At 42.9% G+C, this 19415-nt stretch carries 19 protein-coding genes, 1 tRNA gene and 1 pseudogene; 12 read left to right on the top strand and 9 right to left on the bottom strand.

What is annotated here, in order from left to right:
* Nucleotides 1-3 precede the first annotated feature (3 nt).
* From X794_RS03510 to X794_RS03500, 3 genes are all read left to right on the top strand, one after another.
* Complete coding sequence (locus tag X794_RS03510; RefSeq protein WP_011309297.1) at nucleotides 4-657, top strand: thymidylate synthase; 654 nt, start codon at nucleotides 4-6, stop codon at nucleotides 655-657.
* Between the two features lie 114 nt (nucleotides 658-771).
* Nucleotides 772-844, top strand: a tRNA-Lys gene (locus X794_RS03505).
* 88 nt (nucleotides 845-932) lie between these two features.
* The gene (locus X794_RS03500; RefSeq protein WP_011309296.1) at nucleotides 933-1724 is read left to right on the top strand and encodes an ABC transporter ATP-binding protein; all 792 of its coding nucleotides are present in this window, start codon (nucleotides 933-935) and stop codon (nucleotides 1722-1724) included.
* Nucleotides 1725-1792: 68 nt separating this feature from the next.
* Here X794_RS03500 and X794_RS03495 read toward each other — a convergent pair whose 3' ends face one another.
* From X794_RS03495 to X794_RS03480, 4 genes are all read right to left on the bottom strand, one after another.
* A complete protein-coding gene (locus tag X794_RS03495; RefSeq protein ID WP_034376540.1) occupies nucleotides 1793-3028 on the bottom strand; it encodes a SufB/SufD family protein in 1236 nt (411 codons plus the stop codon).
* Entirely contained in the window at nucleotides 3010-3765 is a 756-nt protein-coding gene (locus tag X794_RS03490) for an ABC transporter ATP-binding protein (RefSeq protein WP_011309294.1), read from the bottom strand. Before X794_RS03490 ends, X794_RS03495 begins: the two co-directional genes overlap by 19 nt.
* A 99-nt stretch (nucleotides 3766-3864) precedes the next feature.
* The gene (locus tag X794_RS03485; protein ID WP_034376543.1) at nucleotides 3865-4590 is read right to left on the bottom strand and encodes an ABC transporter permease; all 726 of its coding nucleotides are present in this window, start codon (nucleotides 4588-4590) and stop codon (nucleotides 3865-3867) included.
* Nucleotides 4583-5329, bottom strand: a complete 747-nt coding sequence (locus X794_RS03480; RefSeq protein ID WP_011929058.1) for an ABC transporter ATP-binding protein — start codon at nucleotides 5327-5329, stop codon at nucleotides 4583-4585. Before X794_RS03480 ends, X794_RS03485 begins: the two co-directional genes overlap by 8 nt.
* A 216-nt stretch (nucleotides 5330-5545) precedes the next feature.
* On the opposite strand from X794_RS03480, the gene X794_RS03475 reads away from it, so the two are divergent.
* Nucleotides 5546-6136: a phosphatidic acid phosphatase gene (locus tag X794_RS03475; protein WP_011309291.1), complete on the top strand. Its 591-nt coding sequence runs from the start codon at nucleotides 5546-5548 to the stop codon at nucleotides 6134-6136.
* Here the strand turns inward: X794_RS03475 and X794_RS03470 are convergent.
* Nucleotides 6133-7635, bottom strand: a complete 1503-nt coding sequence (locus X794_RS03470; protein WP_034376546.1) for a phytoene desaturase family protein — start codon at nucleotides 7633-7635, stop codon at nucleotides 6133-6135. The genes X794_RS03475 and X794_RS03470 overlap by 4 nt on opposite strands.
* Nucleotides 7636-8282: 647 nt before the next feature.
* Here X794_RS03470 and X794_RS03460 point away from each other — a divergent pair.
* From X794_RS03460 to X794_RS03450, 4 genes and pseudogenes are all read left to right on the top strand, one after another.
* A complete protein-coding gene (locus X794_RS03460) occupies nucleotides 8283-8642 on the top strand; it encodes a hypothetical protein (RefSeq protein WP_041344539.1) in 360 nt (119 codons plus the stop codon).
* Nucleotides 8643-8856: 214 nt separating this feature from the next.
* A complete protein-coding gene (locus tag X794_RS03455) occupies nucleotides 8857-9654 on the top strand; it encodes an HNH endonuclease (protein ID WP_041344537.1) in 798 nt (265 codons plus the stop codon).
* Nucleotides 9611-9829 (top strand): annotated as a pseudogene (locus tag X794_RS07530) (HNH endonuclease); the annotation flags it as partial. The gene X794_RS03455 and the pseudogene X794_RS07530, both read left to right, overlap by 44 nt.
* A gap of 12 nt (nucleotides 9830-9841) precedes the next feature.
* Nucleotides 9842-10444, top strand: coding sequence for a hypothetical protein (locus tag X794_RS03450; RefSeq protein ID WP_238569789.1), 603 nt, complete (start codon nucleotides 9842-9844; stop codon nucleotides 10442-10444).
* A 33-nt stretch (nucleotides 10445-10477) separates the two neighbouring features.
* On the opposite strand, the gene X794_RS03445 is transcribed toward X794_RS03450, so the two are convergent.
* From X794_RS03445 to X794_RS03430, 4 genes are all read right to left on the bottom strand, one after another.
* Nucleotides 10478-11437, bottom strand: coding sequence for a hypothetical protein (locus tag X794_RS03445; RefSeq protein ID WP_041344533.1), 960 nt, complete (start codon nucleotides 11435-11437; stop codon nucleotides 10478-10480).
* A 2-nt stretch (nucleotides 11438-11439) separates the two neighbouring features.
* Nucleotides 11440-11844, bottom strand: coding sequence for a phage associated protein (locus X794_RS03440; RefSeq protein WP_041344532.1), 405 nt, complete (start codon nucleotides 11842-11844; stop codon nucleotides 11440-11442).
* Complete coding sequence (locus tag X794_RS03435) at nucleotides 11822-13111, bottom strand: hypothetical protein (protein WP_202965046.1); 1290 nt, start codon at nucleotides 13109-13111, stop codon at nucleotides 11822-11824. Before X794_RS03435 ends, X794_RS03440 begins: the two co-directional genes overlap by 23 nt.
* 218 nt (nucleotides 13112-13329) lie before the next feature.
* On the bottom strand, nucleotides 13330-13527 hold the full coding sequence (locus tag X794_RS03430; RefSeq protein WP_041344529.1) for a hypothetical protein: 198 nt from the start codon (nucleotides 13525-13527) through the stop codon (nucleotides 13330-13332).
* A gap of 211 nt (nucleotides 13528-13738) precedes the next feature.
* On the opposite strand from X794_RS03430, the gene X794_RS07525 reads away from it, so the two are divergent.
* The 4 genes from X794_RS07525 to X794_RS03410 are packed head-to-tail and all read left to right on the top strand — an operon-like array spanning nucleotide 13739 to nucleotide 19300.
* On the top strand, nucleotides 13739-13924 hold the full coding sequence (locus X794_RS07525; protein ID WP_041344527.1) for a toxin-antitoxin system HicB family antitoxin: 186 nt from the start codon (nucleotides 13739-13741) through the stop codon (nucleotides 13922-13924).
* A 50-nt stretch (nucleotides 13925-13974) separates the two neighbouring features.
* Nucleotides 13975-15864: a DNA methyltransferase gene (locus tag X794_RS03420; RefSeq protein ID WP_202965045.1), complete on the top strand. Its 1890-nt coding sequence runs from the start codon at nucleotides 13975-13977 to the stop codon at nucleotides 15862-15864.
* Nucleotides 15865-15901: 37 nt separating this feature from the next.
* Nucleotides 15902-16660 (top strand): hypothetical protein, encoded by a 759-nt coding sequence (locus X794_RS03415; protein ID WP_148311187.1) that lies wholly within the window; start codon nucleotides 15902-15904, stop codon nucleotides 16658-16660.
* Nucleotides 16661-16666: 6 nt separating this feature from the next.
* On the top strand, nucleotides 16667-19300 hold the full coding sequence (locus X794_RS03410) for a DEAD/DEAH box helicase family protein (protein WP_041344525.1): 2634 nt from the start codon (nucleotides 16667-16669) through the stop codon (nucleotides 19298-19300).
* Nucleotides 19301-19415: the final 115 nt, after the last annotated feature.

The following is a 19415-nucleotide window of genomic DNA, read 5'->3' as shown; positions in this document are numbered from 1 at the left end:
CTGATGAAAATTACCTCGGTGGAAGCCAGAGATCTCTCTGAAGCCTGGTTTTTGTGCCTGAGACAGGTACTTACAAACGGTTACGAGTACACTATTGAACGTGGCAGTTATTCAGGGCAGAAACGCAAAGAACTGGATATGATAACTGTCCATATTAAAAACCCCGGTAACCGCCCCCTTATACCTGATGTTCCACCCGGTGTGCCCGCTCCATCCACTATGGAATATATAGATAACTATCTGCCGTACCTGATGACTGCTCACCGGGCAGAGGGTGAGCAGTATACCTATGGCCAGTATCTTGAAGCCCAGATTGCCAAAGTTATAAAAATGTACCGGGAAACAGGCTTCAATACCAATCAGGCTTTTATGACAGTAGGCAATCCCGAAACACTGGACTTGGAGGACCCCCCTTGTCTTCGCAGTATAGATACCAGAGTACGTTACGGAAAACTCCACTTTATAATATATTTCCGCTCATGGGATTTATGGGCAGGCTTCCCGTCTAATCTGGCGGCTATCCAACTGCTAAAAGAATATATGGCAGCCGAAATAGGGGTAGAAGACGGGGAGATTATCGCCATGAGCAAAGGCATGCATATTTACGATTATGCCTGGGATATAGCCAAAACGGCCGCCGGCATGAATGGCGTTTAGGCATTTGGCATTTCAGCGTATTTGTACTATAATGCTGAACGTTCTTTTTAAAAATAATTCATAGGTATTTGTCACAAACTGCCTATAGTGTTAAAATATGGATGCTTTAAACGTGGGCCGATAGCTCAATTGGCAGAGCAATTGACTCTTAATCAATTGGTTGGAGGTTCGAGTCCTCCTCGGCTCACTTAATCACGTTTCTCAAGCGGTCATGACTGATGTTGACCGCTTTTCTATTTCCCGATAGTTACGGGCACTGCAAGAAGGAAATTACTATGACCAACCGGGATTTACCCCCTCTTATAGAGTTTAAAAATATCAGCCTTATGCGCGGCGAACGCCTGTGCCTGAAAAATATAAATCTGGTTATAAATCAGAGGCAAAGTCTGGCCATACTTGGCCCAAACGGGGCAGGCAAATCCAGCCTTATCAAGACTATAACCCGCGAATTATACCCCATCTTTGATCCTCTGGGTTCAAGCCTTCGCATACTCGGACGGGGAAATTGGGACGTATTTGAATTGCGAAGCCAACTGGGGATAGTATCTGCCGAGGTTCTGAGGCAGGACATCAGCCAGACTTGCCAGGAAGCAGTGCTAAGCGGTTATTTCGGTTCTCCGTACCTGCGTGATGCCGGTTTGATTAGCCCGAAAATGAAAACCTATGCCCAAGATATGATGAATCTGCTGGAAATAGACCATTTGGCAGAACGGCTGACAGATGAAATTTCAAGCGGTGAAGCCCGCAGGGTAGTTATTGCCAGAGCGTTGGTAAATAACCCCCAAAGCTTGTTGCTGGATGAACCAACCACTAATCTGGACATGAAATCCGCCCACCAGTTACGTCAGCTGCTCAGCAAAATTTCAAACCTGGGGACTCAGATAATACTGGTTACCCATAACCTCACTGATATAATACCGGAAATAAACCGGGTGGTTATGCTGAAAGACGGCAGTATTTTCCGGGACGGAGCCAAAATTGAAATAATGACCGAGACTAATTTTTCTGAACTATTCGGATTTGAAGTTAATTTGCTGAATAAAGCCGGTTTTTATTACCTTTACTAATAATTAAACCTAACAAAAAGCCCTCTGTTTCCAGAGGGCTTTAATCTGTCACCAATGTAATATTATTCTTACATGCCTTCCTGATCACCCAATTTGATAGCTTTATCCATCTCTTCTTTGAGCAAGGGAGGCAGACCCTCAATATCCACATTCAAAAAGCCGCGTACAATGGCAGCAGTGGCCTCATCTTTATTCAGTCCTCTGGCCATCAGGTATTCAACTTCTTCTTCGGCTATTTTACCCACCGCCGCTTCATGGGATAAATCCACTCCGGATACCCTTCCCATAAGCTCAGGTATAGCATAAATAATGCCCTTATCACCCAGAATAAGCCCGCGGCACTCCAGATGCCCCTTGCAATCCGGCACTTTGCCTTCAATATAACCACGGGAGATAATCTCTCCGCCGGTAGTGAGGGCACGGGTAATAAGTTCGGTTCGGGTATGTTTGGCATTCAGGAAAACCCGTGATCCAACATCCATTTTAGAGCCGGGAGGGCAAACCATAACACTGTTGAAACGGGCAACTGCATTTTCTCCATTCAGGTAAGCCACCGGATAGGACTGCAGGTTTTTAACAGTTTTCATGATAACGTAATTACTTAAGAAAACACCGTTTTCTTCCACGATAGCACCGGTGCGCGGGCGGACAGCTATATCCGGTGACCAAGTGTGTATCATGGTAAAGGTTACCTTCGCACCCTTCTTTATATAAAACTCGGTCACACCTAGATGCAGACCGGTCTCGGTACGGTGGGCAGAAGTACAGCCGGTGATAATATGAAGTTCAGAACCTTCCTCGGCAATAATAATGTTATGAACATTCTGTATAGACTGGTTTTTGGCCATATACATACAGGACTGAACAGGGAATTCGGTTTTTACACCGGGAAGTGCCCGTATAAAATAGCCGTCTGCCTGATTAAGCTCAACATGGGCAGTGTATTTATCTGCATCTACCGATACAGCTTTCCACCAATAATCCTTCAGCCAGTCATATTTCTTGGCGGCCTCGCTAGTTGACATAATCTCTATGCCGTCTTGCTGGGCAGAGAAATGAACAGGGTGGTTATCCATTTGGATATATGTTCCGCTCCGCTCTTTTAGGTCATCCAGTATCACGCCGGATTCAAGTATACGGGCCTTGTCTTCAGATGCAAGCTCAGATGGTTTATTTACATATTTATGGGCCTCGGTATTATCGGTATATTTTTCTAAAAGTATATCGTCACCAACAGCGGGCTTTTTATTTATAGCAGCACCGGCTGTGTCAGCCAGATTAGGTCTTAGATCTTTCGGGGACATTCTACACACTCCTGATAGCCGTTATGCTTAATGGTTTCAAGCATATCCCGCGGGTCACCGGTGCAATTTATACGCCCATGGCAAAGCACATAGCCGGTGCGGGCGTTTACATAATCCAGAATATGCCCGGTGTGGGTTATAACCAAACCACCCCGTTTGCGTTCACGAATAGGGTGTTTTTTCTCCAACAATTCATTTATGAGACTGCCTATAAGGGCGATATTCTCTAAATCAACCCCGGATTCAGGTTCATCAAGGAGAACCATGTCCGGCCCCTGTGCCAGCAACTGGAGCAGTTCAGAACGCTTGATTTCACCACCGGAAAAACCATGGTTAACATCTCTTTCCAGAAAATCTGTCATGTTTGCTTTTTTAGCAAGTTCGTTAATCAAGCCTTTGTCATCTTTGGCACGAAGTGAACTGCGAACCATTTCCCGTAGTTTCACCCCGCGCACTACCGGCGGGCGCTGAAAACTGATGCCTATACCTAAACGGGCACGCTCATCAAGCGGAACATGGGTAATATCTTTGCCATTAAATATCAGCTGGCCTTTGGTAATTTTGTAACGGGGAAAACCCATCAGTGTCATCAGCAGGGTGGTTTTGCCGCTGCCGTTAGGCCCAAAAATAACATGGGTTTCTCCGGCAGGCAGTACCAGGTCAACTCCGTGGAGTATCTCCCGACCATCTACCTCAACATGGAGATCTTTTACCTCAAGCAGAATTTCTGAATCCATTTAAATACCCCTGAATCTATGCTTAGTATATAGTAAATGTTACCAGTAAAATGATGGATATGCAATTTGTACGGCAACTGTTTGCCTGTTTATTTTGCTTTAGCGGCGTTTGGGTACGGTAAGTGAAGCCAAAAGAGTGGTAATAACCGCAAACAGCATCAAAACTCCGCATTGAAATCCTACTTCAGCCAGATTTTTACCCTCCAGCATTATTTCACGCATGCCGTCCACACCATAGGTTAATGGCAGAATATTTGACAGGTACTGAAGCCACTCCGGCATTTGAGAAACCGGCCAGATAACCCCGCACAGAAATATCTGGGGAACAATAATGAGCGGAATGAACTGAACCATCTGGAACTCATTTTTGGCAAAACTGCTGGTAAAAATACCCAGTGTAACTGCACCGGTAATAATAAGCACCTTAAAGAGGAGTATTTGCCAGAGTTCACTCTGAAAGTTAACACCCAGCACATATATAGTAAAAAGAACAATGATAAGTGTCTGCAGCAAGGCAAACACAAAAAATCCCAGAAGATACCCGGCAACTATATCCAGACGGGAAACAGGCGCGGCCATAAGTCTTTCCATAGTACCCTGAGATGTTTCACGCAGAAATGAAATGCCGGTAAGCAGGAAACTGAAAAACAAAGCCAGAGTCGCCAGCATGGCCGGAGCAATATAATCAAGCACCGTTGCATCCGGAAAACTGACACCTATAAGCCCCATAACCACCACCGGAACTACTATTATGAGTGCCATAGTCCTGCGGTCATGGAGTAACTGGCGGATAAGCCTCTGGGCAATAGCCAGCATATTATTCATGGCAGGGGATACCTCCTATTCGGATAGAATGTAAAAAAGCATCTTCCAGACTGGCATCAGCTTTACCTGTAGCCGCCTTTAAATCCGCCGGAGTACCTTCCGCAATTACCTTGCCCTCACGCAGAAACGCCAGACGGTCACAGTGGGCAGCGTCATCAAGCGTATGGCTGGATATTATTATGGTTACTCCTTTTTGGTTTAGGCTTTTAAAATATTCCCAAAAACGGCAACGCAGTTCAGGGTCAAGCCCCACAGTTGGTTCATCTAAAAATATCACCGGGGGATTATGGACAATGGCACAAGCCAAACTTACTCTCTGTTTCATGCCACCGGAAAGGTTCATAACGGCATCATTCCGTCTTTCCCAGAGGTCTACCAGCCTGATTACCTCTTCTATGCGGGCTTTTCGCAGTGTTTTATCCCGCAGACCGTAGACACGGGCAAAAAAATCTATATTCTGGCTGATTGACAATTCGGTATACAGAGAGTGTGCCTGTGGCATGTATCCCAGCTGGTATTCCAGTTGGCGGCTAAACTCTTTTCCAAGTATGGCTAGGTAACCGCTTTTTTGGCGGAGAAGCCCCACCATTATGCGGATAAGAGTGGTTTTGCCTGCCCCGTTAGGACCCATTATTCCGAAGCTTATACCACCGGGAATCTCCAGACTTAAGTCATCTAAGGCCTTGATGTGTTTATAATTGAAAGATATATCCCGCAAGCTGATAGCATTTCCAGTCATGCTACATCCCTTTCTGTTTACCGACAGGGCTTTAATCTTCCCTCTCAAACACCTGATTCAGAATGATGCCGCCTGATTCTTTGGGCACGGATATTCATTCATAATACCTGTAATATGCGAACACCTGCAAGAGCAGGTAACATATTAAAGTCAATTAGTGCTGGATAACGGTTTATGCTAATATGAAAGTGAAGGTTTTATACATGGGAAGGTAAATTGAAAACCAAACTGGCAAACTACATATCTGATATATTTAATCCTCTTACGCTAAGTATTCTCTTTGTTTTTCTGCTAGCCAAAGACTCCACTGAAAACCTGTGGGAAGCCGTCAAATGGTCATTGATATTTATAACTTTGTGCATGCTGCCTATATTTCTGGTTATTTTAAGTATGGTTAAAAGGGGCAAACTTCAATCGGTTTTTTCAAACCCCCGTGAACAGCGTCATGTTTTATATGTTTTGGGTTCGGTGATGGTAGGTGCTGGACTCATGGTACTTATATTTATTGGGGCACCAGATAAACTTATAGCCGCCTTGTTTGCCGGCTTTGTTTCCAGCGTGCTTTTCATGATAGTAAACTTCTTCTGGAAAATAAGCGTCCACACTGCATTTGCCAGTGCATTCTCCAGTATAGCTTTGATGCTTTACGGTTACAGTGCTCTGGGTTTCATGCTGTTAGTACCCATGATGGCTTGGGCCAGAGTTTACCTGAAAGAACATACCGTGGGGCAGGTAACTGCCGGTGCATTGCTGGCGGGCACAGTAATAGTTACTGTTTTTAATATTTTTAATATGGTTAATATCTAAGTAGTTCTGGTAAAAAAGGGCTTCTTTTCTTTGGCACATACCAACTGTATAGCCTGACGCCCGGAAAGAATTACTCCCGGCACACCCCCGGATACCCAATGCCCTGCCAGATAAAGGTTTGATAGCCCCTCTAGACTCCGCCTTGTTTCTTCCTTGAAGTTTTGGCTGGTAAGCCCCCAGCCTTCAGGCGCACCCTGATGGTTTAGCGTATAACGGTTAAGAGTGCAGGGAGTAGCTACATCAGCAATCTCTACCAGTGGGGATATCCCGGGATAGAGTATCTCCAGATTAACCAGTATTTCAGATACCAGCCGTTCTTTTTCAGCGGCGTATTTATTAGGATCTGTTTGCCGAAGGTTATCCCAGTAATCCCATTCAGTTTCAAACTCCGCCTGAATCACACTTTTATCTTTGGGTGCAAAATGGTTGCTGTAGTTAAATATACGCACAAATATTTGCCGAATCTCTCGGTTTCCAACCTGCAGGGGCTGTTTTAGAATGAGAGTATTAAAAACACTTTCATTTTCAAAAGTCCGTTTTACACCAAAACTAGCCACAAAATACGGGCGGCTGAGTTCACAGGTATCAAACTTATTTTGAAGCTTCTTGCCTATATATTTGCCGTCCAGCAGGTGAAAAACTGTATTATGAATATCACCGGCAGAAATTACGTAATCTGCATAGTCCTCAGTCCCGTCAGCCAGCTTGACGCCAAAAGCACAGTCATCTCTGACCAGTATTTTTTCTACGGTAGAACTGTAGGTTACTTCTCCATTCAGGTCTTTATACCGTTTTTCTATCTGGCGGACAAAATCTTTGCAGCCTTTTGCCAGATAGCTCATTTGCCCGTCAGCAGCAATGGCCAGCAACATGATTACAAACCAAACAGGGCATTGGGGGGTAAAGAGGTTATTCAAACATTCAGCCAGCCAGCGGTTTTGCATGCCGGCAGTATAGTCTTGCATACTTTTTGCGTACTTGCCGGACATATATTTAAACAGCTTGCGCATTTTCCACATATCCGTAAGCTTATCTAACCCGGAAGTCAATTCAGGCGGATTCATTTGGCCGTAAGTAGCTAAATCTTTGCCTGAAAAAGCAGTAACTACCGTAGCCAAGTCATCTATAAGGGGGGCATCTGCAGGGGAAAGCATTTTTAGGTCTAAAGCCAGTTCTGAAATATTTAGCGGGATATCCAACTGTCTGCTTCCCTCAATATCAATAAAACTGCCGTATGATTTCATAGGAATAAAATTGGCAGGATCTGCCACCCCAAGCTGGCGATAGATATTATATAAATCAGTGCCGTTTTGGGAACCCATCATAAAGTGAATACCTCCGTCAATCAGGTATTCGCCCCGCCGCCAACAAGCCGCAACACCACCCGGTTTGGAATGATGCTCATAAATACGGGTAGCATAACCATTCATTCGGGAATAACAACCGGCAGAAAGCCCGGCCAGACCGGCACCAATAATGATAACCTTTTTTGAAGACATGAGGCCTCCTGAAATACAGCCGAATGATATTCCGCTTTTGCTAATGCGTCAATAGGGGAAAACGACATAAAAAAACCGCCCTTGCAAGGCGGTTGAATAAACTCTGGCTCCCCTAATAGGTCAATACACAGAACTTTCCAAGCTGTCTTTGAGATGCCTGTTGCTCAATTTAACCATAATCTAATCAAAATCGGCAAGCGGCAGTATCGAAACCCTATTTACCTTGCGAAAGAGTGGCGCAGAGCTTTAGCCGATGGCGTATATTTTTCTCCTGCCGGACTAGCACGCCATCTCAAAGTCTCCAGAGCCAGAGTGACGCAGATTTTGAACCTCTTGAAGTTATCACCGGAAGTCATTGACGTGATTTATTTATTGGGTGATCCTATTAGATATCCAATAATAACCGAGAGGAAACTCAGGTCGTTACTGGCATTAAGTGCTCAACAACAAAAGGCTCGACTGGAAACCATGTTGTCAAAGAATAGGGACAAATAGATGAAGCAGTTCGAGTCCCCTTAGCTGGAGAATACTGGTACTAGAAAATGATAGATTTTGCAATCAGACTCAAAAAATCTTATTCCTCCGAGCAATTGCTAGACTATGAAGGACACTCGCATCACGATCGACAGTCGCGTAAGGAGGATAATTTGAGGTCTAACAAGAATGCGCCTGAAGAACCACGGCATGGTAAACTCGGTGTCAATAATCTGCACAAGGACCAGGATCCAGCCCAGAGAGGAATCAGCATATTGGCTAGGATGATTGCTGAGGCTTATATGGAGGAGTTAGACCAAAAGCGCTTCGCGGAAATGGGTGTAAAGCCGCTGTACATCGAAAAAATCAAGATAGCGATGGACTTCGTGAACATCAATAATCCCAAGGCACGACAAAAACTTCATATTTTGATTGACAAGGCAATAGAAACGGCAAAGTTCGAGGGCTTGACGGAGAACTCACCCCCCTTAGTATTGAAAAACGATGGTGTGAGTATCTGGTTGAAGATTTAGCATTAGCGCCACCAAAGCTCCACCAAGGGGACGATACCTAGAACTCCCCGGCATTCTAAAGATTGGACGGGTAAGGTCTTTTCCATAACTTTTCCCTGGCCCTGCCTCAAAGAATGAGCTGAAGTCGTTGATTCATCTTTGAAAACGCCGTGTTGTTGCGAAATGAGGCCCCTTCCACGTAGTCCATAACTCCAGTTCGGGCTATAATTAAAGCATGCGCTGCATTTTCTGTAAGCAAGACTCTGGTTCATCGAAAGCGATAGAACACATCGTTCCTGAGTCTCTCGGCAACGAGGAGCACACGCTCCCGGTAGGTATTGTATGCTCTAAGTGCAATAGCTACTTCGGCCTCAAAGTGGAGAAGCCCTTGCTTGATTCAGACTACTTCCGCCAGGCTAGATTCAGAAACGTAGTATCCAACAAAGAGGGGAGAATTCCGACTATTCAAGGGTTGCTTCTTCCAGGGATAGTTCCCATTGAAATACTCAAGGAACGGAGTGGCCAAAGCATATTTCCCAGCCGAGAAAGGGATATACCGACGTTCGTGCAAAGCCTCCGGGCAAATCGTGAAGGCAAATTGATAATTCCTGCGACGACAGTCCCTGACCATAATTTGATGTCACGTTTCTTAGCTAAAGCTGCTTTGGAGGTGTTGGCATTCAAGATGTTGAAGGTCGAAGGTGCCTTGGATGAAATCACCGATAAACCTGAACTCGATGCATTGAGAGTGTATGCCAGATACGGGGCGTCACCAGCCTATTGGCCATTTAGCACCCGTCCCATTTACCCAGAGAGAAAGCTCTTTATCGAAAACACGGAGAGGTACGAAGTTCTGCATGAATTTGATCTACTATACACCAAATCAAACGAGCTTTATTTTGTGATTGCAATCTTCGGGATGGAATATGTTCTCAATATGGCAGACAGAGAAACTAGCGGGTACGTTGATTGGTTGAAAGAACACGGTTATGAAAGCCCTTTGTATACGGAAGGGCGTTCATCTCTTCAATGAGAAACGGATTGTGAGAATGAGAACTCCACCTTTTAGGTGCTTATTCTGTGGTTCGGAGCACGGTCCATTCAACAGTGTTGAGCACCCAATTCCTGAGTCCATGGGCAACGATGATACCGTTGTACCAAAGGGTTTTGTATGCGATGCATGCAACCAGTATTTTGGCTCGAAACTTGAGAAACAAATTATGGCAAGCCCACCTTTCAACGTGGAGCGCGTTCGGGCTTCCATAAAGACGAAGAAACATGGTTTTTCAAAATATGCTGACGATGGCCTTATTTTATTGTCGCACGGGTTCTGGGACCACGCGCTATGCGCCATGAGCCCAGAAAAATACAAAACGGTATTCCAGGATAACCAAGGAGTCCTTTGGGTTAATACCCCACCGAACTACATAATTTTGTTAGCCCGGTTCTTAATTAAAATGGGATTGGAACTGCTCGTCCTATCTGATACTTTAGATGTGTATTCCAGTGCGTTTGACAAAGCGAGGAGATGTGCTCGTTTTGGGGAAGGTTCGATTTCGTGGGAAGTTGCATACGGACGGTTTCACAAGGAAGGCGACCTCGCAATATCAAAACGCTTCGATGAGCATGGTCCTCTCGAGACTCGGCGAATCTACGAATATGAAATGGGTTGTATGCTGCCCAATGGAGAATGTCAATTAGTCTTTAATTACCTTGGACATTGTTATGCCTGCAACCTGTCAAAACCTAGCCTTCAAGAATACATTGGTAAATTCAATTTCCAGATGGAAATCGGCTCAGGGCTGATGCTCCCCGGAACATAGATTATTGGCGGAAGCGGTTATTATTGTCAGGGTTCACCCATGAATCAATGAATAGAGGAAATTCCCAAGGAAACCGCTGACAATGCCAAGAAGAATAATCGCACTGATAGCAATCAGGATAGTGCGTAGGCTAGAATGGAAAGACCGAAATTTTACAAACACACTGAAGCTATCATGTAATGCAGCGTCTTTCCAGTGATATGCTGTGACTTGCTCAAAGGAGTAATCCTCACCCACATACTCCTTCCATATGTCCTTTTCTAATTGCCGGCCACCGGGTGGCTTATGGGAGAAAATGTAGTCATCACTTGCTTCCCGCATAAGGAAGAAATGAGTTTTCGTAAAGCGGCCATTGCCATCCTCGTGGATTGTTTCAAGAAGTGAGCTTGGCAAATTGCGTTTTTCATTAACCCGGAAGTCAATCAGCTCGGTTTGAAAGAAAGCGCCTTCTAAAAATGAACTAGCGGGTGGAGTGTAAATGTAGCCAGTCTGGTCCACAAAGGCGCATTTCAGTCTGATTCGATAGTAGTGCTTCTTTTTTCTTAAGTGGTCGGGAACTCGGATGCGTATGGTTGAGCCACCAAATTGGCTCTCTATAGAAACGTCGTTATCAATGTCGAGCATATATATATCGAATAAAGGTGTACTATCGGCTTTCTGTACCTCAATTACCTTTTCTTTAGCACGAGTCAAGACCCCGTAGTCTTCATTAAATACCGCGGAAACGAGTTCGGTCCTATCTCTGAATGTCAAACCTAAGTCCTGAAGGTTCGATCTGTCGATTTTATCAGGTACGAATATGTTTATGTGAGTAGTGTTATTCGCATGGTTTAACATGACACCTATATCTAGAAAGCAGTCGAGATTCTTAACATGGCGTTGGTGGCGAGAGGTATTTAGCATCCAGAGGTTGAAATGACATTCCAGATTATCAGCTTCTGAAGCAGACTGGTCTGATTGGGTATGCGTTAGCCAAATACCGATGCAATTCATAATTAAGTTACCCTTGCAGAGCCATTTCTCGCTCGTATATCCAGGTATATAAACGATTGCGGAGGTAGCGATAACATCAGGTCATCAAGCGACAGTGAATTCGAATATTTTCTTGCTTCCTTCACCCCAATGGCAAAACCTTTCTCTTGATTCGTAAAGTACTCCATGAATCTGGTCTTTGTTATGCCGGCATAGCTACAAGTCCGCTCCCAAAGCTGCTCCGGCGCCTCATGAAGCACTTCTCCAATATCAAATTCACCGATTACGCGCCTGATGGGGTCAGAAGCATAAACGAGAATCGTTTCCACGCCTTTCCGCTTAAAAATAACACGCCGGTATTCATACTTCTTTGACCCATCAAATATTTTCGATGCGAATTCCGGTTTAATCGACAATAATACTTTCATCAGCTTGGCACTCCCGTAATATGTCCCTGAAGTTATTGTTACTTATAGGTGTGAAGCCTCTTGGGGCATCGGTTACGCTGGTAATGACCCCTATTTCAATCAGTTTATGTAAGTTAATGCGTTTAGGAAACGAATAGACATACAGAAAGTTGACTATAAAAGGCCTCCTGGCCTTGTTAAATCGCCATTGATTGGCGAGTTGCTCATCTGTAAACACACTTCTTTTTCTACAGAGTCGTATGAAATCAGCTTCGGTCGCGATATTATCAATGATGCCTTCGGCTAGGCCAATCGTCGTTACTACGCTCTTGTAATAACCTCCAGTGCGGTAGAATATGAAGACGTCTCCCGAATGAATGTTTCTCTCTATTGATCGCGAGATATAGACTTTACTTATTGCATTACGGTGTGGCTCGTTTTCTACAAAATCCATCGGAGATTCCGTCCGCAGGATGGAGTCGGGAAATAACTCTGTATGGTAATCTGGATAGATTGGAACTAAAAACATCCGCCCGGCTGAAGATAAGAAAGGGTAAGTAAGCTTCGGTGTCGAACGGTCAGCTAGACGCTCGCAGGATCGAACGTACACGAGCTCGTCTCCTCCCGGACCTTTCTTAATGCCATGACGATAAAACCCGTATTCTTCCAAAAGATTAATCAGGCGCTGTTGTTCGATTCGCTTGTCGAAGATAGTTACGTATATCTCATCAACCTTGAACCGGAGGACGTTATCAAAAACAATTTTGAGAAATCTTTCCCCCAGGCGAAATCCATTAAGCGTTACCTTAAAGCTCCCGATTTTTATTCGTCTCTTATGAGGAAGGGGAGGGTCAATATCAGTGTAATCCTCGGTTTTGCCTTCAACCTTCAGATACAATAGAGCTATTGGCTTACCATCTGATAGACAGACGTAGACCGTCTCCTCAGCCTTCTTATTAAACCATTTCTCATAGCCGGGGTAATCTTCTTTGAACGAGGCAAAAAACTCGTCTCCGATGTCCAGACCACCAAAAAGGGCTTTTCGTACCGCAAGTACTTTATAGTCCGCTAGGTCGGGGTTTTCAATCGTAACTTTTTCGAGGAATGCATCAATTGTGTAGACTCGGTCCGAAATACCTAACAGCAACGCTTTACTGATCAGTTGCTTGTCTTCGGTAATAAGTGCGTCGACTCTTCCACAATAGAGTTCATTAACAATAATTGAATCGTTGAGGTCGTTTTGAGTCTTATCAAGTGGCTCCATAATTTTGCGGAATGCCTCGGACATTGGAGCTCTCGTTCTAAGAATGTTGTAGTTCCCTAATTTTACATCGAAAGATTTTCGAACTCTCGGGTCTTGATGCTTCTCGATTTCCTCGACGGTTACAGAATGAATGCATTTAGTGTGGTGCAGGTTATCCAACCACCTGAATAAGACACCAATGTCTTCGTTGACGACAGTAGATGCTTCCCTGTGGATCACGATGTTCGTGTCTAGTAGAATCTTCACGCGTTTTCCTCTCGGGTTCTTTCTACTTCGAGATACTTTCTTATAATTCTCTCCTGCTCACCCTCGTTCGCCTTTACGAAGTTATTCAATGACGCGGCAACAATGAGATTCTTCTTTCTGCCCGTCTTTTTTGAGAGCTCGTCGAGGGAAACGGCTAGATTCTCGGGGATCCCAACTGAAATCGGTTTTTTCATATGAATACCTCATGAACGGGTATGTATTGTCAATACTATAATATTATAGGATATAAAAGTCAATAATATTATTTCATAGTCCTGCGAGTAACCCAGAAAGAAGCCTCCCCTTCTGTTATCATTTTTCGGCATCGAATTAGGACATTGACTTTGTAAAGTATCAGAGCTATATTTAGAGCAACAAAAGACTTCAGGTAGATAAGGAAAGTCAATGAGTACACAGATAGAGCGTAGCAATCCACACACTCGGATGGTTCATATCCGGTTGCCTGAGCAGCTTCATAAGAAACTGCGTGTTAAGGCTGCAGAAGCTGATATTACTATTCAAGAATGGGTGGTTGACGCGATAAAAGCTAAATTAGACTCAAGCAATTCAGACTCTCGAATGAATAAATAGATCAAAAACCGGACCTAATCATGGCGGATATCTCTCGGAGACTCGCCGTATTGGGCAAAGGCAAGGACGAGAAACATATGCAAAATTTATTAGATGAACTTACAAAGACTCTCAAGATGGATAATCGTCTAGTAATTGAAGGGAAACTAGCAAAGAATAAAATCGTAGAGCTTGCTCTGGGATTGGACAAATCCTTGATAAGGCTTCTATTAAAGAATGAAGCTATAAAGAAGCAGTTCTTCATTGAAGTAGACGGCGTACAAGTATTTGATAAAATCGAGTTCCAGAGGTTTGTGAGCAATAAACAATTCCTCCCGGATTGTTATACTGCGTTCAAGAATAAAATTGGGCTGTCGAACAACGGTGAGTATCTTAATGAATCTCGAGAAGTGGTATTGGATTGGCCTTATAAAGATTGCGTGTTAGAAGGGAGTCAAACTCAGGAAGATCAGAAACGTAATGAGATTTTCTGGAACGAAACTCTTGCCCCTGACGAGATAGACCGATTACTATCACCAAAAGCACTCAAGAACTTCAGATTGTACTCAAAGGAGGGGGTAACTCCGTTAATCAGTCATAAACAAAGTCCAAACCTTCTACTCAAAGGAAATAATCTGCTATCAATGCATTCACTTAAAAAAAGCTATGCAAATAGCATCAAATTGATCTATATTGATCCACCTTACAATACGGGCACAAATAGCTTTGGATATAACGACAGTTTTAACCACAGTGCTTGGTTAACCTTTTTAAAGAATAGGCTAGAAATAGCCAAAGACTTACTAAGCACATATGGTTCAATCTGGATCAACCTTGATGACGTAGAAGCCCATTACGCAAAAGTGCTTTGTGATGAAGTATTCGATAGGGGCAACTTTGTTGCCAACGTCATTTGGCAAAAGAAATACGCTCCTCAAAATGATGCAAAGTTCTTTTCTGATAATCACGACCACATACTGGTTTATGCTAAAAATATCAAAGATTTTAAGCTTAATTTATTGCCACGTTCTCAAGAAATGAACGACCGTTATCACAATCCGGATAATGATTCTCGGGGTCCCTGGGCTTCGGATAACTTACTTGTAAAGACTTATGCGGCTGAGTATGACTATCCTATAACGAATCCAGCAGGTAAGGTAATTAATCCCCCGAATGGTAGTTGTTGGCGTGTGTCAAAAGAGAGGTTTGAGGAACTAAAGGCGGACAATCGCATTTGGTTCGGTGATGACGGTAAGAATGTACCGCGTCTGAAGAGATTTCTAAGCGAGGTTAAGGAAGGAACGACCCCTCTAACCATTTGGCCATATACAGAGGTTGGGCACAACCAAGATGCAAGACGTGAATTGTTCGCTTTGGTCGATACGAATATTTTTAAAACACCCAAGCCGGAGAAGCTTGTAAAACGCATTATTGAGCTTGGTTCTAATGAAAATGATTATGTTATGGATTTCTGTGCCGGTAGCGGTACCACAGCAGCGGTTGCCATGAAAATGGGACGTAAGTTTATTGTTTGTGAGCAAATGGATTACTGCGAAACAGTCACTATTGAGCGGCTTAAAAAGGTTATGGATGGCGAAGAAGGCGGTATTTCAAAGGAAGTAAATTGGAAAGGTGGAAGCTCATTCATTTATTGTGAACTGGCAAAATTCAACCAGACTCTCATAGACCGTATTAACAAGGCTGATGACCCGAAATCAATTCGAGAAGCTGCAAAGCAAGTAATGAAAACAGGAATAGTAGATTATCGAATTAGTGTATCCGATCTTGACGTTGACGATTTCAACAAGCTGAGCATCGAGGATCAAAGGAAACTCCTGATTTCCATACTTGATAAGAATGCCCTCTACATCCCTTTTTCAGAAATCGAGGACCAGGACTATGGATTCAGCAAAGCTGAAAAGGAACTGAATTATGCTTTCTATAACCTTCGAGACATCTGAAAGAGGCGACAAACTCAATTGGGTCAAGGGGAGAATTTTGAAAACGAATCTTGACCTCTTGAGTTTTGAAGGTTACACCGTCAAAAATTCGAGTGTATCCCTCTTGTTGGATCGTGGGCTTTTTAATAAAGGCATTAAAGGCATTGACTGCAATGAACTGTTCAAAACCCTCGACTCATTGTCTAGTTTTAAACTTCAAGCGAAGGTCAGATTCGCGAAACAATTGAACTGCCCATACTTGTTTTATTGTTATTCATATATAGATGAAGACTGTATTTTGGTTGAGTTGAAGGCAACAGCGGCTCGGTTGCTCGCGTCTTTTGAAACGTACAAAGCATTTGCTGACTGGAATTCAAAATATCGTGATTTGAGTATGACGTCTCGTTACGAGGAAAGTGGACTTCCTAGACTCGATTTAGAGTTGAGGAAACTGCATTCACCGTGGCCGGGTAACTTAGATTACGTCCTGATCAAAGATGAGAAGCCGAGAGCTCTCATTGAGTTTCAGAGAACTATCAAGACATCAGTAAAAAGTCATTGCAACAACACCTGGTTTCTCCCCACCGCGTATAGGAAAGGTGACGTAAATAGATGGCGTGCAATAGACATAATTCGAAAGCAAAGTGGCTTGCCGCTTTTTATTATTGTTTGGTCAGCTGACGAAAGAGTAGTTAAACTCAAGTTAGTTGATAAAATAATCTATCCGGAAGACAGCGGCCAACAGAAAGGGCTGGGGTACAAACTTAAGGAGGTAATGACGGCTGAACGCATGGTAGAAATCTTAAGCCGTTATTAATCTAAAATGCAATCGTTGAATCAAGTCTTAGAGGCGGCTCTGCAATTCGGGGGTCCGGACTTCTATAAGAGTAGGGTTCCAGACTTCATTTACCAAAACTTAAGGGAAGGCTTTGGTAAACGCCCATACCAGCAAGAGGCTTTTGGGCGTTTTGTCTACTATTGGAACGAGTTTTTCAACCGGCCAAAAGGAGTGCCTACGCAACTTCTTTACCATATGGCTACCGGAAGCGGCAAAACGCTTATAATGGCCGGTCTGATACTCTACCTCTATGAAAGGGGATATCGCAATTTCCTATTCTTCGTAAATAGCACTAACATTATCGAGAAAACCAAAGACAATTTCCTTAATCCAAATTCTTTTAAATACCTGTTCTCTAATAGGATTCAAATAGGTGATAAGTATGTTCGTGTTAGGGAAGTTGATAATTTTTCATCTATCAATCAAGACGACATCAATATCGTATTTTCGACTATTCAAGGCCTGCATTGGGACCTTAATACACCTAAGGAAAACTCCGTCACGTATGAAGACTTTGCGGATAAAAAGATTGTACTCATTTCGGATGAAGCTCATCACATCAATGCAGAAACCAAAAAGGGGAACGATATTGGTCAATTAGAATTACTTGAAATAACCAGTTGGGAGCAGACCGTTTTTAAAATACTTAATGCAAATCCAGATAACGTGTTATTAGAGTTTACCGCTACAGCTGACCTAACTCAGCCTGAAATAGAAAACAAATATCGAAACAGGATAATCTTTGATTATCCTCTCAAAGAGTTCCGGAAAGACGGCTATTCTAAAGAGGTGAAAGTTCTACAAGCGGATCTCCCAGAGTTTCAAAGAGCCCTTCAGTGCATTGTGTTAAGCCAACTACGTAGAAAGATATTCGAAAAAAACCGCAAAATCATTAAACCAGTAATTCTTTTTAAATCCCGGACAATAAAGGAAAGTGAAAACTTCTTCATCGAGTTCATACAAGGTATTAAGAATCTAAAAACAGAGGACTTGGAAAAGATTCGGAGCAACACAACCCTCGACCCTGTGCTACGAAATGCCTTTCAATATTTTAAGAAGAATAATATATCATTATCTAATCTTGCGTCTGAATTAAAAGAAGACTTTTCAGAAGAGAAGTGCATCTCGGTCAACAGCCAAAGTGAAAGTGAGCAGAAACAGATCTCCATTAATACCCTAGAAGACGAACATAATGAATACCGAGCTGTTTTTGCAGTGGATCAACTCAATGAAGGTTGGGATGTATTGAACCTCTTCGATATAGTCCGTCTTTACAATACTCGCGACGCTAAAGCTGGCAAGCCCGGAAGGACCACTATGTCGGAAGCCCAATTGATTGGTAGAGGTGCGAGATATTGCCCATTCCGCTTATCGGAAGATCAGCCGCTTTACCAACGCAAGTATGACATTAGAAATGATGAGGAAGAACACGAACTGAAACTTTGCGAGGAACTCTATTACCATAGTGCCTACAATCCGAGATATATCGATGAGCTCCATACTGCTCTTGAGGAAATTGGAATTAAGGCAAAAGAAATACGCCAAAGACATTTGAAACTAAAACCTGGTTTCAAGGAAACCGAATTTTACAAAGTCGGATTTTTGTTTTTGAATGAGCAAAATAAATATAATCATGAGGACATATTCTCATTGAATAAAACCTTCATTGAAAGTGCTCATAAGATTTCGCTAGCTACTGGTTTCACAAAAGCTACAATTGCGTTTGAAACACAGGGGAAAATAAGTATATCCAGAAAACAAAAGGAATACTTTATCAGGGACTTTGGTTGCAATATCATTCTAAAGGCAATCAACAAACTGGAATTCTACCAGTTTGCAGATCTTAAGAAATATCTTCCCAATCTCACCTCAATTTCGGAGTTCATACGGTCGAATAATTACTTGGGAGAAGTAAAGGTTGAGATAGACGGACCTGAAGAAAGAATAATCAACCTTACTCAACAGGACAAACTCGAAGCCGTTGTTCAGGTGTTAGAGAAAATAGCTACTACCCTACAATCAGATAAAGTAGATTTTAAGGGAACAAAACTATTTAAACCATACATGTTAAAAGACAAGGTCAAAGACAAAATCCTTGAAATCGCAAACGATGGTAATACCGACAAGGAATATGGCATTGGACAAGCCGAAACTACTAACCAGGAATTAAACCTTGATTTAAGCGACAAAGACTGGTATGTATTCAATGAAAATTATGGAACATCGGAAGAGAAGTACTTGGTTAGATATATCAATATGGTAATCGATAAGCTCAAGGCTGAGTATGAACAAGTTTTTCTCCTGAGAAATGAGAGAAACTTCAAGATTTTCAATTTTGATGATGGCATGGCCATGGAGCCTGACTTTGTCCTGTTTCTGGTTCAGGAACACTTGAAAAAGTCTTTTTATTATCAAATATTTATTGAGCCAAAAGGTATGCACCTATTAAAGCAGGATGAATGGAAAGAAAAATTCCTCGTGCGGTTAAAGGCTGAACATAAAATTGAACAGCTTTGGGATGACAGGCAGTACACTATTTGGGGAATGCCTTTCTACAATGAAGTTGAGAGAAAACCTGAATTTGAAAAAGAATTCAATAAATTAATTTCAAAAGATTAATCAACTCACTTGAATTGCACATACATGAGAGGCAGTCCTTGATTGCACGGAACCTGGACCGTTGCTTTCAAATAAAAAAAAGGGACTGGCATTTCTTCCAGTCCCTTTTTGGAAA

The organism is Dehalococcoides mccartyi CG5, from assembly GCF_000830885.1.
Lineage (GTDB): Bacteria > Chloroflexota > Dehalococcoidia > Dehalococcoidales > Dehalococcoidaceae > Dehalococcoides > Dehalococcoides mccartyi_B.
Note: the sequence above shows the minus strand (reverse complement) of the source record. Positions and strands in the feature narration are given on the sequence as shown.

Coding starts and splice junctions, on each gene's coding strand:
- X794_RS03510 (WP_011309297.1), top strand. CDS start 4: ATGAAAATTACCTCGGTGGAAGCCAGAGATCTCTCTGAAGCCTGGTTT.
- X794_RS03500 (WP_011309296.1), top strand. CDS start 933: ATGACCAACCGGGATTTACCCCCTCTTATAGAGTTTAAAAATATCAGC.
- X794_RS03495 (WP_034376540.1), bottom strand. CDS start 3,028: ATGTCCCCGAAAGATCTAAGACCTAATCTGGCTGACACAGCCGGTGCT.
- X794_RS03490 (WP_011309294.1), bottom strand. CDS start 3,765: ATGGATTCAGAAATTCTGCTTGAGGTAAAAGATCTCCATGTTGAGGTA.
- X794_RS03485 (WP_034376543.1), bottom strand. CDS start 4,590: ATGAATAATATGCTGGCTATTGCCCAGAGGCTTATCCGCCAGTTACTC.
- X794_RS03480 (WP_011929058.1), bottom strand. CDS start 5,329: ATGACTGGAAATGCTATCAGCTTGCGGGATATATCTTTCAATTATAAA.
- X794_RS03470 (WP_034376546.1), bottom strand. CDS start 7,635: ATGTCTTCAAAAAAGGTTATCATTATTGGTGCCGGTCTGGCCGGGCTT.
- X794_RS03455 (WP_041344537.1), top strand. CDS start 8,857: ATGCGCTGCATTTTCTGTAAGCAAGACTCTGGTTCATCGAAAGCGATA.
- X794_RS03450 (WP_238569789.1), top strand. CDS start 9,842: ATGGCAAGCCCACCTTTCAACGTGGAGCGCGTTCGGGCTTCCATAAAG.
- X794_RS03445 (WP_041344533.1), bottom strand. CDS start 11,437: ATGAATTGCATCGGTATTTGGCTAACGCATACCCAATCAGACCAGTCT.
- X794_RS03440 (WP_041344532.1), bottom strand. CDS start 11,844: ATGAAAGTATTATTGTCGATTAAACCGGAATTCGCATCGAAAATATTT.
- X794_RS03435 (WP_202965046.1), bottom strand. CDS start 13,111: ATGTCCGAGGCATTCCGCAAAATTATGGAGCCACTTGATAAGACTCAA.
- X794_RS03430 (WP_041344529.1), bottom strand. CDS start 13,527: ATGAAAAAACCGATTTCAGTTGGGATCCCCGAGAATCTAGCCGTTTCC.
- X794_RS07525 (WP_041344527.1), top strand. CDS start 13,739: ATGAGTACACAGATAGAGCGTAGCAATCCACACACTCGGATGGTTCAT.
- X794_RS03410 (WP_041344525.1), top strand. CDS start 16,667: ATGCAATCGTTGAATCAAGTCTTAGAGGCGGCTCTGCAATTCGGGGGT.